Below are 13,960 nucleotides of genomic sequence, written 5' to 3'. Positions count from 1 at the left end.
TCGGCGTCACGCGCAAACCACGTTGGCCTGCAAGAGCGGGGGATAAGTGATGGGTCAGGTTCTTTTCATCGTGTGGCGGGAGAGTGTCGAGGCGCTGCTGGTCGTCGGCATCCTGTACGCATGGCTGAAAAATGGCGACGCCGACGCGCGTCGCGGCATTCCGTATTTGTGGGCCGGCGTGGCCGCCGGGTTGCTGGCCGCCATAGCGCTGGGCGCAGCGCTGGTCGGGTTCACGGAAGAGTTGTCCGGCGACGCGCAGGATTATTTCCAGACCGGCATGGTTCTGGTCGCGTGCGTGCTGATCGTGCAGATGGTGCTGTGGATGAAGCATCACGGCCGGTCAATGAAGCGCGACATGGAAGCGTCGCTGGAAAAGAGCAAGCAGGACGCGAATTGGTGGGGTGTCACCTTGCTGGTCGCGCTTGCCATTGCGCGTGAAGGCAGCGAGACGGTGATTTTCCTTTACGGCCTCGGCTTCGGCCAATCGGGGCACGTCGATCCCACGCAGTATCTGGCGGTCGCAATGGGGCTGGCTCTGGCGTTCCTGACGTTTTATCTGCTCCAGCTTGGCGGCAAGATTTTCTCGTGGCGGCTCTTTTTCCGCGTGACGGAAATCATGCTGTTGTTTCTAGCGGCGGGCTTGTTTGAAACGGGTGTCGATAAACTCATCGACAAGGAAATCCTGCCCGTCGTCATGAATCAGGTGTGGGACACGTCCTGGCTGCTCGATGACTCCAGCACCTTTGGTTCGCTGGTCGCCACGCTCACGGGTTATCGCGCGCATCCGGCCGGCATGAACCTGATTGCGTACGCGGTGTACTGGGCCGTGATCTTCCTGCTGCTGCGCCGATCAAAAAACCGGATGGCGCAAAAATCGGCGAGAAGGGTGGCATGAGCGACGTGATGAATCGGCCCGGCCGGCTGCAGCAAGCCGGCCAATGGATGCAACAACACGGCAGCATGATCCGCGGCATTCAATGGGTTGTGGTTGCCGTGTATGCATTCCTGATTCTGGTTCCAGCCGTCTTGCCGTTGCCGGACGGTACCGCGCATCTCTGGAGCAACCTGACGCTTGCCGCGCAGTTTGTGTTCTGGGGTATCTGGTGGCCGTTCGTCCTGCTTTCCATGGTGATGCTCGGCCGCGTGTGGTGCGGCGTGCTGTGTCCCGAAGGCGCACTGACCGAGTTTGCGAGCAAGTTCGGCCGCGGCTGGGCAATCCCGCGCTGGTTGCGCTGGGGCGGCTGGCCGTTCGTGGCATTCGGCATCACCACCATCTATGGCCAGATGGTCAGCGTTTATCAGTATCCGAAAGCCGTGTTGCTCGTGCTCGGCGGCTCGACGGTCGGCGCAATGATTGTTGGTGTGTTGTATGGGCGCGAGAAACGCGTGTGGTGCAAGTATCTCTGCCCCGTGAACGGGGTATTTTCGCTTCTGGCACGGCTCGCACCATTCCACTACAAGGTCAACGAGGACGCGTGGCGGCGCTCGTATAAAGAGGGCGAGCACGGGCATCGCGTGATCCCCGTCAACTGCGCGCCGCTCGTGCCGCTACGCGCCATGAAGGGCGCGTCGGATTGCCATATGTGTGGGCGTTGCAGCGGCCATCGGGACGCTATTTCGCTGGAGTGGCGTTCGCCCTCGGCCGAAGTCGTGCAACTCGGCGATAAACAAGCTAATCCGTGGGACACCGCGCTGATCCTGTACGGCCTGCTGGGCATTGCTATTGGTGCGTTCCACTGGACCGTGAGCACGTGGTTCGTCGACCTGAAGCAGATCTTTGCGTCGTGGCTGATCGATCGCAACATTCTCTGGCCGCTCGATACAAACGCGCCCTGGTTCCTCTTCACGCATTATCCCGAACAAAACGATGTCTTCTCGTGGCTCGACGGCGGGATGGTCGTGGGTTATATCGTGGTCACGGGGCTCGTGTATGGCACGGCGCTTCTGGCCTTGCTGGCCGCCGGCACGCGCATGCTCGGGCGTTTCAGTTTCACGCGCCTGCATCACCTGACGCAGGCGCTGATTCCGGTGGCGGGATGCGGCGTGTTCCTGGGTTTATCGGCGACTACGGTGTCATTGCTGCGCGCTGAACACTTGCCGCTTTGGTGGGTGGCCGATGTGCGCCTGGGCTTGCTCGGTGTCGCGAACCTGTGGAGCGCGTGGCTTGCCTGGCGCGTCATCGGCCGGTATGCGCTCGGGCGTTTTGTCACGCAAAGTGTCGCGATGCTATGGTTCATCGCCGCGCTCGCTGTCGCCGATAGCGCGTGGTACCTGATGTTCTGGGGCTTTTCGCGGTAACGTTGCGGGTATCGACCCAATCGCGAGCCGCTCGCGGGGCCAATCCCTTTATCAACGCAACGACTATCCTCCAACAACAGGTGACGAAATGAGAACAAAACCGGTATTGACCGACGCGGACGTAAAAACCATCGCGGCCGCGGCTGAAGCGCATGCTTTGGCGAACAAGTGGTGCGTAGCGATTGCTGTCGTCGATGACGGCGGTCATCTGCTTCACCTGCACAGGCTGGAGGGCGCAGGCGCAAGCACGGCCGAGATGTCGGCGGGCAAGGCGCGCACCGCTGCGCTCGGCCGGCGCGAAACGAAAGTGTACGAAGACATGATCAAGCAGGGCCGTACGGCGTTCTTGAGCGCACCGATGACTGCCATGCTGGAAGGCGGCGTACCGATCGTGGTGGGTGCGGATATTGTCGGCGCGGTGGGCGTGTCTGGCGTGAAGTCGGACCAGGACGCGGCGGTGGCGCGAGCGGGCATCGCGGCGTTGGGGATCGAGAGCGTTTAAGCTTCCCGAAGATCTGCCCAAAGCGGGCTTTGCGTCATGCCGATCGAAACCAGTCGGCCTAAACTTCAAAGTTAAAAAAGCACGTTTTCGCGAGAAAACGTGCTTTTTGCTTAGCTGATGGTGCTGTTCAAAGCACACGATTGGGAACCAAAAAAAGCGGCTTCGCTGGCTATCGACGACTGGCTGGTGTTTGCACGAAGGGGTCTAAAGTCTCGCGTGCAAGCCGTCATTGCTGGCTAGTGCCAAACACCTCTCGAAGAGGTGGTCCCCACAATACCCGGTACTGCAATTCTGTCCTGCGTGCTATTTGGTGAGAATCAGCTTGCCCAGGCGCGTTGCGCGCAACTGATACGTCTCACCGTTATGCATGATGCTGATGTGGCTATGACCTTGCAGCAACGTGTCGCTGCGTAGAGAACGCTCGGAACGCTCGGAACGTTCACCGCTCTCCGACACACTCGACTGTGTAGGACGCGCCGTCGTTACAGCGGCCGTCCGGGGCCGCGAGATAGCTGCGGCCGCAGAGCGTTCGACGGGGCGACGTAGCCGAAGCGTATTGGAGCGCAGGAGGTCGGTCATGTCGAAAAGTCCGTTCGTTGAGTCGATGGAGTAATCTTAATGATAACCATTCCTATTTACAACAACGAAGTATTCATCGATTACACGTTTCGATAGTCATTGACTGTCTGGCTATCGGAACGTCGCGGTGCCTTAGTGGCTTAGTGCAGCGGGCCTTCGAGATTGCTGCCGTGAGCGAATTGCCGGATCAGCCGGACGGTGTCGATATCCGCTTCCCGATACGCCGACTTCACGATCTCCTGCGTTTGAAGCGCGTCGGCGCTTGCCTGTGGATCATCGGCTACGGGCAGGGTGGTGGCGTAGGTGAAACGCAGGAACAACTGGAGTTCGTCCGGTTGCTCGATTGCCATGGTCAGCGAGCCGCCCACGTATTCGGCGGTCGGCAGGATGTCGTAGCGAACACTGGTTTGGGGGATCAGCGTCACGCGGTCACGCACGACGGCCTGACCGTAATGCAGTTCGCGTTCGAGTACGTCGCCAATGCGCGACAGGATCACGCAGCGATCCAGGCCGATCACGAATAATTGCGGCTGTTCCGCGCGCAGCACGAGTCCTTGCCAGACCTGTTCGCGGGTCATCGATTCCACGAATGGATTGAGCGGGTCGTTGATCTGGATGAGGTGTTCGAAATTCAAAACGACAGTTTCCTTGGGTTGTTCAGTTGGTCCGCAAAACGCGACGCTTATGCGTCTTATGCCGGCGTAAGGCCCGAATGAATCATGATCGCGCCGCTGAGAATCTTGTGCACGGGACACGCATTTGCAATTTGCAAGAGCCGTTCCCGCTGGGTGTTATCGAGTTCGCCGGTCAGGAGGATCTGGCGGTTGATCACCGTGCCCTCGGGCGTGATATCCATGGTCAGCGTCACGTGCACCGCTTCAAGCGGCCATGCCTTGTGCTTCGTGTACATCTTCAGCGTGATCGACGTACACGCGCCCAGGCTCGACAGTAACAAGCTGTGGGGAGTCGGGCCGGTATCTGCGCCACCGTGTGTTGATGGTTCGTCGGCGATCCAGTCATGCTGGCCGTCGCTCAACGAAACCTGAAAATCCGTTGCACCGATGTGGGCGCTGACGGACGGCGTCACAAACTTTTCGGACATGCGGTACTCCAGAATTAGCGGATGGACAGACAGCGCGGGGAATAAAAGCAGACGATAAAACGGCGCGGCACGAACGACTATTGTGACGCAAATAGTGTCATTCGTGCCGCGCCGGTGAAACAAGCACGGTCTGATGTCGATGACCGCTCAACGGCGGCGAACCTGTCTAGTGGTTGATCGACCCCATGCGTCCTTCCTGGTAATCGACCACGGCCTGGCGGATCTCGTCCTCCGTGTTCATCACGAACGGGCCGTAACGGACCACGGGCTCCTTTAACGGCACGCCGCCGATCAGCAGCAATTCGAGCGGCTCGTCGCCGGCGGCGAACGTGACCGTATCGCCATCGTTCGCGAACACGATCATCTGCTGCGCCCGCACGGCTTGCTTCGCCTCGCCGTACAGACCGTTACCCGACAACGCATAACCGAACACACGAAAGTCCCGTGGCACCGGATGCACGACCGACGCGCCCGGTTGCAACGAAAAATGCTGGTAAAGAATGGGCGTACGCGTTTCGATCGCCGCCTTGACGCCAAGCGCTTCACCCGCGATGACCTTCACGCGTACGCGGCCGTCATCGCTGGTCGCGACCGGAATCCGTTCGGACGCGATTTCCTGATAATGCGGCGGGATCATCTTGTCGCGCCTGGGCAGGTTCACCCAAAGCTGCAAGCCGTGCACGCGGCCGCCGGTGCGCGTGAATTCGGGATCGGGCATTTCGCTGTGCACCACGCCCGCGCCAGCCGTCATCCATTGCACGTCGCCCTGACGCAGCGTGCCGGAATGCCCCGCCGAATCCTTGTGGCCGAACTGGCCCTCGAGCACGTATGTCACGGTTTCAAAGCCGCGATGCGGATGATCGGGCGCGCCTTTCGCCTCGCCGGGCGCGTAGTCGACGGGGCCCATTTCATCGAGGAGCAGGAACGGGTCGAAGTCCATCAGAAGCCGCGTCGGGAACGGGCGATGTACGACAAAACCGCCGCCCTCCACCGTGCGGAGCGCGGCAATCGTGCGTTCGATACTGCGTGTGGTTTCCATTTTGTCCTCGCTTGGGCAGGCCAGCGTGGCCATTGCAACGGGTGGGGCATTAGCGCCAAATTTAAAACATAGCGCTATTATATGGACGGTATTTCGCGGAAAAAGCCATCAAACCGCAATGGATTGTCCCGCCTGTGGAACAACGAAAACCCCAACGAAAAACCTGACCGCATGAAACCTGATTCGCATGACCTCAATGATCTGATGTATTTTTCGTACGTTGTCGAGCACGGCGGTTTCTCGGCGGCGGAGCGGGTGCTGGGTATCTCCAAGTCGCGTTTGTCACGGCGTGTGTCGGAGCTTGAGACGTCGCTCGGTGTGCGTTTGATGCAGCGGTCCACGCGAAAACTCGCACTGACCGAGGCCGGCCAGCTCTTCTACCAGCATTGCAAGGCGATGCTGTCCGAAGCCCAGGCCGCTGTCGATATCGTGCATAGCTTGCGCGATTCGCCGCGCGGCAGTGTGCGGGTCAGCGTGCCGGTGACGATCGCGCAGACGTTCTTGTCGGAGGTGATGCCTGAGTTCCTGCATCGATACCCCGAGGTTCGCGTCGTCCTGAGCGTGACGAATCGCGTGATCGATTTGTTCGAAGACGCTATCGACGTCGCATTGCGCGTGCGCTCGGAACCACCCATCAATTCGACAATCGTTGCGCGCCCGCTCTGGCGCACGGAACAAATGCTGGTGGCGGCACCCTCGCTGCTCAAGCCGAACGCGCCGCCGCTCACGCCGTCGGAACTGGCGCAGTTCGATACCATCGATGTCCCGGCCACCGATGGCCGTCACGTCTTTCGCCTGATCGCTCCCGACGGTACGCGTCACGAATTCGAGCATGAACCGCGCCTTGTGACAGCGGACCTCGGCATGATCCGCGAAGCGGTGCTGCGTGGCGTGGGTATCGCGGCGTTGCCGGAGATGATGTACGGCGCGGCGCTGCGTACCGGCCAGATGTCGCCGGTGATGCCCGGCTGGACTTTTCCGGCGCCGCAGCTCTATGCGGTGTTTTTATCGCGGCAGGGCATGGTGCCGGCAATTCGCGCATTCGTCGATTTTCTTGTCGAGTCGATCAATGACAGCAATCGCTTCCCGGGAGAATGTCCTCTCCAGCCGGAGCCCGCTCGCGAAACAGTGTGACTAATCGCGCCGTATGTTTAAGTTTCTGACATTGAAGCGTGCGCTTGCGATGGTCAGATTCAATCGCCGCCGGCTTGTAGGTGCTGTGCTCGGGCGCTATATTGAAATCTCTTCGCTAAGGAGCTGCTTATGCGAAAACTCACGGCCACTTTTATAGTAGGCCTGATAGGGCTAATAGCGCTGTCCGTGTCGAGCACGGCTGTCGCATGTGGCGATACTGCGGATTCGAATGTCTCGACGCCAAAGTAACCGCTAGCCCGAATGTGCCGGCGCGCACACAAAAAAAGGCCTTCATCATTGCGATGAAGGCCTTTTACCTTGCGGGGCCACGAAACCACGTGCGCGCTGAAATCACATGCGCAAATCATGCCACGCTACTTCCCACCCGCCTTCGGCTCGGTGACAAACCCGATCTTCGATAACCCGCCGCCTTGCGCGGCCGACATCACATCGGCGACACGCTCATACGGCACCTTGCGGTCCGCACGCAGGCGCAATTCCGGCTGCGGCGTCTGTTTCGATGCGTCGGCTATGCGCGACTGCAGCGCGGCATCGTCGACCTTCTGGTCGTTCCAGAGCACCGTTCCGTCCGCTTCGACGGCAACGTCCACGTGCGCCGGCTTCGTGTCCTGCGGCTGGCTGCTCGCCTTCGGCAAGTCGATTTTCACCGCATGGTTGATCGCGGGAATCGTGACGAGAAAGATGATAAGGAGAACCAACATGACGTCGACAAGCGGAGTCATGTTGATCTCGCTCATCATGCCGTCGTCCTCGTCACTGGAGAAGGGGCTCATGGCCATGGCGACGTCCCCTTAGCTCACACGCGACGCAGGCTGCCTGGATCCCGCAGTGGATCCGGCAGCGCTCACCATCGCGGCGCTCGCAGCGTGCTGCGTGGCCAGGCGCAGGCCGTCTCCACGCTTGCTGGACGCGAGCTTGGTGCCCGTCACGAAGAACGCGTGCAGGCCGTGCGCGAAACGGTTCAGCTTCGTGACAATAGCCTTGTTCCAGCGGGTCAACGCGTTGTAGCCGAGCACCGCCGGAATGGCGACGAACAGGCCGAACGCCGTCATGATCAGCGACTCGCCGACCGGTCCCGCGACTTGGTCGATGGACGTCTGACCGGTCGCGCCAATGGTCAGCAGCGCGTGATAAATGCCCCACACCGTGCCGAACAATCCGACGAACGGCGCCGTGCTGCCGATCGATGCAAGCACGGCGAGACCCGCCTGCATTCGTCCGACGCCTTCATCCATGGTGTCCTTCAGGCAGCGTGTGACCCAGTCCGACACGTCCATGCGGTCGTGCAGATGCGGTTGCGTCTGATGATGGTGGTCAGCGGCGTCCTGACCGGAGAGGGCAAGCGCGAGGAACGGATTGTCCTGCGCGTTCGAGGAATGGCTGCTCAGCTTGTTGATGCCGTCGGCGAAATCGTCCGAATGCCAGAACGCCTGTTCCGCATTTTTCGTGAGGCGCTTCAGGCGCACCACGTTCAGGCCCTTCACCAGAATCACTGTCCACGACAGGATCGACATGATCGCCAGCGCGAGCGCGATACCCCGCGTGACGAAATCCCCTTGCGCCCAGACATGCGCCAAGCCGTAGTTTTGCATTGCAGTTCCTGTAGATATCTAGAAATTAGGTCGAATTTTTTAGTGTTATTCAGCGTTCGTTGGATCGATCCGACTGTGACGCTAGTCGTTCAAGCCAAATACGAACGGCTGGGAATAGGCGGCGCGGATCGCCACGCCGTTTTCCTTATAGGGCTTGCATGCGCTTGAGCGCATGGCATCGAGCGCGGCGTCATCCAGCCGAGACGAACCGCTGCTCTTCTTCAGTTCGATGTTCTCGATCTTCCCCGTCAGCCCGACGACGAACTTCACCAGCGCCGTCCCCGATTCCCCGCGACGCCGCGACAACGCCGGATAGTCCGGCATCGCGATGTTGCATTCGAGATGCGCGACGTCCTTCGGCGCGTTGAGCGCCATGGTCGGACGCCCGATAGCCGGCGCCGCGGCGGCCGGCGCTGCCGCAACCGGCGGCGAAGGCGGAGCGGGAGCCGGCTCAGGCGCGGCTGCCGCCACAGGCGAGGGCGCCGTGGTTTCCGGCAACGGCGTTGGTGCGGCCTTCACGCGCGGCTGAACGACGGGCTTGGGCTTCGGTAGCGGCTTCGGTGGAACCGGTTTTGGTGGCGGAGGAACGGGCGTCGACTGAATTGCCACGGGCGCTGCAACCGGTTGCGGCGGCGCGGGACTGATCAGTTCGGCAGTGATTGTCTTCGATTCGATCGGACGCGGGGGCGGCTCATTACGCAGGGTGAGCACGATAGCCAGCAGGCCCACGTGAATCGCCACCACAGCGACACTCGCGGCAATCACGCGCGGATTGAGGCCTGAGGATTCGATCGAACGGGAGGGGTGAACGTTAAGCGCCGCAGCCGAATTGCCGGGCGAGATCAGGGGCGACGGCATATCAGCGTGGTTGTACGGCGGCGATGCCGTACGAACAGCGAAAGCCCATGCAGCATGTGAGACTGGAGGACTTCATTTTCGAAAGATGAGCAGAGAAATAAACACCGTGGTCACGAAACCGATCAGCAATTCCATCATTCCCTCCTTGGACGGGGGTTGGCGGGCTGGCTCAATGTGACCTGGCTTGCGGGCGGAGAAGCGGGGACTGCGTTTTTACACCTGGCAAGGCTAGTGACGCGTGACGATCGGCTTGAAAACCACGCGCCGAAGTTGTTGCGTAGTCGTTGCGGTAACACGCCGGCATTCGTGGTGATGCACCGGACAAATCTCCGTTAACCTGGAGCGTGCTTACGCGGCTTTACGTTCGTAGAACGTCAGCGGTACCGCCTGATGCTGATCGCCGTGGTGCGTGCCGCAATGCGATGCACAACCGCTTTGCAACATCACGTCGCGCACGGTTTCTTCGCATTTGCCGCAGCACATGGCGACACCCAGTTCAAATTGCAGTTCGTCGAAGGTAGCGACGCCATCTGCAATAGAGGCGCGAATCTTTCTGTCCGACACTGACTTGCACACACAGACGATCATGATTAACCGCGATAGCTAACGTTAATGCGAATTATTATCATTCCTCATGCGAAGGTTGGCAATAGGGGTGAACGGTTTTTTTCGGTGTGCGGCGGGCGGGAAAAAGGGACGGGGCGCAGAGGCTTGTCGCACAAGGCGCCATGCTTATGTAAAAAACTGAAACCGCGTGTCTGGAAGGGACTTTTTAGCTGCTAAAGCGGTTTTTTTGAGGCTTGGAGGGGGATAAGTGCGGCTCGGGACCGTCTGGAACGGCTCGGACGCGCGGTCTCAGACCGGATCGGATTCCAGTGCCAGCGTCCGCCGCGAAGGGATCACGACGTGTTCGACGGCCACATCCAGTCCGAGCAGCGACGCTGCGAGTTGTCGCAGCGCCTGGCCGTCATTGGTCGAGTAAAAACGCGGCAATTCGATGGCCTGAGCCTGGGCTGGCGCCGCGCGCAGACCAAACGAATCCAGTTGCCGTTCGAGTTGCCGTGCTATTGCGACACTCGTATCGATCAACGTCAGCCGGTTACCGGCAATGGAGCGGATGGCTTCATCGAGAAAGGGGTAGTGCGTGCAGCCGAGCACCAGCGTGTCGGCGTTGGCGTCGAGCATGGGTTGCACATAGCTTCGCAGCAGCGCAACGAGTTCAGGTGAGTTCGTGTCGCAACGTTCCACCGCCTGCACGAGGCCGTGCCCCGGCTGCAGGATGAACTCGCAATCACCGGTATGGCGTTCAGCCAGCGCTTGAAAGCGCGCGCTGCGCAGCGTGACGGCTGTTGCCAGTACGCCCACCACGCGCGTTTGCGACGTGAGCGCCGCGGGCTTGATACCCGGCTCCACGCCGATCACGGGAACGGCCAGGCGTTCGCGGGTTTGAGCGATCGACTGCGCGGTCGCCGTGTTGCACGCGACCACCAGCGTCTTCGCGCCCTGCGATACGAGCCATTCCCCGATCGCGAGCGTCCGGTCGGCGATAAAGTCGTCATCGCGTTCACCGTACGGCGCGTACAGCGAATCTGCCACATAGATCAGCCGTTCGTCCGGCAAGGCGGCGCGCACAGCGCGCAACACGGACAACCCGCCGAGGCCCGAATCGAAAATAGCGACGGGCGCGCTCGAACCGGGCGACTCGGGAGAGGAACTGACAGCGGAGCTAAGCGCTGAACGAAAGGCGTCGAAGGGCATTGTGGCCAGTAGCTTACTCGCTCTCGCCCATCATGGTTTGCTGATAGTTCTGGATGCCGACCTTCGCGACGAGATCGATCTGCGTTTCCAGCCAGTCGATGTGTTCTTCCGTATCGTCGAGAATCTTCACAAAGATTTCACGCGAGATGAAATCGCGAACCGATTCGCAATACGCGATAGCTTCCTTGCAGGTGCTCTGCGAAATCTGTTCGAGCTTCAAGTCACACTTCAGGATTTCTTCGGTTTCTTCACCGATCAGCAGCTTGTGCAGGTCCTGCAGGTTCGGCAGGCCGTCGAGCATGAAAATGCGCTGGATCAGCCAGTCGGCGTGCTTCATCTCGCCGATCGACTCGTCGTACTCGTGCTTGCCAAGCTTCTCCAGCCCCCAGTGCTTGTACATGCGTGCATGCAGGAAATACTGGTTGATCGCAGTCAGCTCGTTTTTAAGCTGCTGGTTGAGGTATTCGAGGGCTTTGATATCGCCTTGCATGTTAGTTCCTTGTGTGGGCGTTTCAGCTTTTCAAACATAACCGCTCATGTTTAAAAAGCCAAGATGAAAAATGGTGTTTTCCCCGCTATTTGGCGGAGATTTCTTATTTCCGCGCAGTGGAATGAGAATGAAAACAGTTCTCTGCGCAACAGCCCGAAAATGAAAGAGCCGGGCGCATGGCCCGGCTCTTTTTAGCTCGTATTGCTAAGACGGTAGTTTAAACCGTTGCGACCGGAATCTTGCCGATCTTTGCTTGCCATTCCTTCGGTCCCGTCTGATGGACGGAGGTCCCGGTCGAATCAACAGCAACGGTGACCGGCATATCCTGAACGTCGAATTCGTAAATGGCTTCCATGCCCAGGTCTTCGAACGCGATGACCTCCGCGCCGCGAATCGCCTTCGATACCAGATACGCCGCGCCGCCCACCGCCATCATGTAGGCGGCCTTGTGCTTCTTGATCGCCTCGATGGCACCCGGGCCGCGCTCTGCCTTGCCGATCATCGAGATCAGGCCGGTCTGCGACAACATCATGTCGGTGAACTTGTCCATGCGCGTGGCCGTGGTGGGACCTGCCGGGCCAACGACTTCCTCGCGGACCGGATCAACCGGGCCAACGTAATAAATCACGCGATTCGTGAAATCGACAGGGAGCTTTTCGCCCTTGGCGAGCATGTCGGCAATACGTTTGTGCGCCGCGTCCCGTCCCGTCAGCATCTTGCCCGACAGCAGCAGCGTCTGGCCGGGCTTCCATGCCGCGACCTGTTCCTTCGTCAACGTGTTGAGGTCCACGCGCTGGCTCGTCTCCGTGTTCGCGACCCATTCGACCTTCGGCCATGCGTCGAGCGAAGGCACGTCGAGTTTCGCCACGCCCGAGCCGTCGAGCGTGAAATGCGCATGACGCGTGGCTGCGCAGTTGGGGATGATCGCGATCGGCTTCGATGCCGCGTGCGTGGGCGCCGCCATGATCTTTACGTCAAGCACGGTGGCGAGGCCGCCCAGACCCTGCGCGCCAATGCCGAGCGCGTTGACCTTCTCGTGCAACTCCACGCGTAACTCTTCGATCCAGTCCCGCGGTCCGCGTGCGATGACATCCTGGATATCGATGGCGTCCATCAGCGATTCCTTCGCCATGACCATCGCTTTCTCCGCCGTCCCGCCGATGCCGATTCCAAGCATGCCGGGCGGGCACCAGCCGGCGCCCATCAGCGGCACGGTTTTCAGCACCCAGTCGACGATGGAATCCGATGGGTTCAGCATCGCGAACTTCGTCTTGTTCTCCGAGCCGCCGCCTTTGGCCGCGATCTGGACATCGACTTTATCGCCGGGGACGATCTCGTAATGGATCACCGCCGGCGTGTTGTCCTTCGTGTTCTTGCGCGCGCCTTCAGGCGGGCTCACGATGGATGCGCGCAGCACGTTGTCCGGATTCAGGTAACCGCGGCGCACGCCTTCGTTGATCATGTCGGTGACGCCCATGGTTGCACCGTCCCACCGCACGTCCATGCCCACTTTCACGAACACTGTGACGATGCCGGTGTCCTGGCAGATCGGCCGATGACCTTCCGCGCACATGCGGCTGTTCGTCAGGATCTGCGCGATGGCGTCTTTCGCGGCCGGACTCTCTTCGAGTTCGTATGCGCGGCCGAGCGCCTGGATGTAGTCGAGCGGATGGTAATAGCTGATGTGCTGCAACGAATCCGCAATGCTCTGGATCAGGTCTTCCTGCTTGATGATGGTCATGGCTTGAACGTGTGGGGAACGGGACGTTATCGGGACTGTTTGCGGCGCTTTACGAAGCGCTCATGCGTGTATTTTTGCTGCTCGTCTAATCTTACTCGTGCGCCTTCGCGGGCGTGCCGGAAGGTTCGTGAAAATGCTCCGGATGCGTGTGCGTGGTCAGCCGGTCGACCCACGCCATGATCAGCGCCGACGCGAGGAACGCCACATGAATGATCACCTGCCACATCACCGCGTGTTCGGAGTACTGGTCCGGGTTGATGAAGGTTTTCAGCAGATGGATGGACGAAATGCTGATCAGCGCCATGGACAGCTTCACCTTCAGCACGCCGGCGTTCACGTGATCGAGCCATTCCGGCTGGTCGGGGTGGCCTTCCACGCCGAGTCGTGACACGAAGGTCTCGTAGCCCCCCACGATCACCATGATCAGCAGGTTGGAGATCATCACCACGTCGATCAGGCCGAGGACGACCAGCATGATGTTGGTTTCATCGAGCGTCGTCATGTGAGTGACGAGATGCCAGACTTCCTTCAGGAACAGGACGACGTAGACGCCCTGCGCCACGATCAGGCCGAGATACAGCGGCACCTGGAGCCAGCGGCTCATGAAGATGACGGCTGGAAGGGGTTTCATGGGACGGCGGGGAGGACGGGTGCCGGGGATGTTCGAGGATGCGGACATGAGCGGTGCCGGGTCGTGGAAGGTTGATTGAATCGAGTAACTGCTTGGGTCGTGGCGAGCGCGAAATAAGGCGAAACCGGCGAAACTAATAGGGCGAAACCGGATTTCGCGCGCATTTTTTTGAGAAAGCCCGTCATTGTAGCGCGACGGCGGCGCCGGGTTGCGGG

Annotated in this window: 16 protein-coding genes; 4 read left to right on the top strand and 12 right to left on the bottom strand. The window is 60.1% G+C overall.

Annotation, left to right across the window (positions count from 1 at the left end; genetic code table 11):
- Positions 1 to 49: 49 nt before the first annotated feature.
- From HB376_RS02720 to HB376_RS02710, 3 genes are all read left to right on the top strand, one after another.
- Positions 50 to 895: an FTR1 family protein gene (locus HB376_RS02720; RefSeq protein ID WP_213761856.1), complete on the top strand. Its 846-nt coding sequence runs from the start codon at positions 50 to 52 to the stop codon at positions 893 to 895.
- A complete protein-coding gene (locus tag HB376_RS02715) occupies positions 892 to 2,298 on the top strand; it encodes a 4Fe-4S binding protein (RefSeq protein WP_213761855.1) in 1,407 nt (468 codons plus the stop codon). The genes HB376_RS02720 and HB376_RS02715 overlap by 4 nt, the downstream gene beginning before the upstream one ends.
- A gap of 88 nt (positions 2,299 to 2,386) precedes the next feature.
- Positions 2,387 to 2,800: a heme-binding protein gene (locus HB376_RS02710; protein WP_089158875.1), complete on the top strand. Its 414-nt coding sequence runs from the start codon at positions 2,387 to 2,389 to the stop codon at positions 2,798 to 2,800.
- 303 nt (positions 2,801 to 3,103) lie between these two features.
- Here the strand turns inward: HB376_RS02710 and HB376_RS02705 are convergent, their stop codons facing one another.
- From HB376_RS02705 to HB376_RS02690, 4 genes are all read right to left on the bottom strand, one after another.
- The gene (locus HB376_RS02705; RefSeq protein ID WP_213761854.1) at positions 3,104 to 3,379 is read right to left on the bottom strand and encodes a hemin uptake protein HemP; all 276 of its coding nucleotides are present in this window, start codon (positions 3,377 to 3,379) and stop codon (positions 3,104 to 3,106) included.
- A 140-nt stretch (positions 3,380 to 3,519) separates the two neighbouring features.
- On the bottom strand, positions 3,520 to 4,014 hold the full coding sequence (locus HB376_RS02700; protein WP_213761853.1) for an SRPBCC family protein: 495 nt from the start codon (positions 4,012 to 4,014) through the stop codon (positions 3,520 to 3,522).
- 56 nt (positions 4,015 to 4,070) lie between these two features.
- On the bottom strand, positions 4,071 to 4,481 hold the full coding sequence (locus HB376_RS02695) for an OsmC family protein (protein ID WP_213761852.1): 411 nt from the start codon (positions 4,479 to 4,481) through the stop codon (positions 4,071 to 4,073).
- A 166-nt stretch (positions 4,482 to 4,647) separates the two neighbouring features.
- Positions 4,648 to 5,520: a pirin family protein gene (locus tag HB376_RS02690; RefSeq protein WP_213761851.1), complete on the bottom strand. Its 873-nt coding sequence runs from the start codon at positions 5,518 to 5,520 to the stop codon at positions 4,648 to 4,650.
- 171 nt (positions 5,521 to 5,691) lie between these two features.
- Between HB376_RS02690 and HB376_RS02685 the strand changes: the two genes are divergently transcribed.
- Positions 5,692 to 6,654, top strand: coding sequence for a LysR family transcriptional regulator (locus tag HB376_RS02685; RefSeq protein WP_213761850.1), 963 nt, complete (start codon positions 5,692 to 5,694; stop codon positions 6,652 to 6,654).
- Positions 6,655 to 7,028: 374 nt separating this feature from the next.
- Here HB376_RS02685 and HB376_RS02680 read toward each other — a convergent pair whose 3' ends face one another.
- The 8 genes from HB376_RS02680 to HB376_RS02645 form a co-directional block, all read right to left on the bottom strand.
- Entirely contained in the window at positions 7,029 to 7,454 is a 426-nt protein-coding gene (locus HB376_RS02680) for a biopolymer transporter ExbD (RefSeq protein WP_213761849.1), read from the bottom strand.
- 12 nt (positions 7,455 to 7,466) lie between these two features.
- The gene (locus HB376_RS02675) at positions 7,467 to 8,267 is read right to left on the bottom strand and encodes a MotA/TolQ/ExbB proton channel family protein (protein WP_213761848.1); all 801 of its coding nucleotides are present in this window, start codon (positions 8,265 to 8,267) and stop codon (positions 7,467 to 7,469) included.
- Between the two features lie 81 nt (positions 8,268 to 8,348).
- Positions 8,349 to 9,125 carry an energy transducer TonB gene (locus HB376_RS02670; RefSeq protein WP_213761847.1) on the bottom strand — a complete coding sequence of 259 codons (777 nt, stop codon included), beginning with the start codon at positions 9,123 to 9,125 and terminating at the stop codon, positions 8,349 to 8,351.
- A 348-nt stretch (positions 9,126 to 9,473) separates the two neighbouring features.
- Positions 9,474 to 9,713 carry a (2Fe-2S)-binding protein gene (locus tag HB376_RS02665; protein WP_213761846.1) on the bottom strand — a complete coding sequence of 80 codons (240 nt, stop codon included), beginning with the start codon at positions 9,711 to 9,713 and terminating at the stop codon, positions 9,474 to 9,476.
- Positions 9,714 to 9,980: 267 nt separating this feature from the next.
- Positions 9,981 to 10,883, bottom strand: coding sequence for a glutamate racemase (gene murI, locus HB376_RS02660; RefSeq protein ID WP_213761845.1), 903 nt, complete (start codon positions 10,881 to 10,883; stop codon positions 9,981 to 9,983).
- Positions 10,884 to 10,896: 13 nt separating this feature from the next.
- Positions 10,897 to 11,373, bottom strand: a complete 477-nt coding sequence (gene bfr, locus HB376_RS02655) for a bacterioferritin (protein WP_031359074.1) — start codon at positions 11,371 to 11,373, stop codon at positions 10,897 to 10,899.
- 217 nt (positions 11,374 to 11,590) lie between these two features.
- Positions 11,591 to 13,114 (bottom strand): fumarate hydratase, encoded by a 1,524-nt coding sequence (locus HB376_RS02650; protein WP_213761844.1) that lies wholly within the window; start codon positions 13,112 to 13,114, stop codon positions 11,591 to 11,593.
- Between the two features lie 91 nt (positions 13,115 to 13,205).
- Entirely contained in the window at positions 13,206 to 13,793 is a 588-nt protein-coding gene (locus HB376_RS02645; RefSeq protein ID WP_213761843.1) for a TIGR00645 family protein, read from the bottom strand.
- Positions 13,794 to 13,960: the final 167 nt, after the last annotated feature.

It is taken from the genome of Caballeronia sp. dw_19, from assembly GCF_018449515.1.
Lineage (GTDB): Bacteria > Pseudomonadota > Gammaproteobacteria > Burkholderiales > Burkholderiaceae > Caballeronia.
Note: the sequence above shows the minus strand (reverse complement) of the source record. Positions and strands in the feature narration are given on the sequence as shown.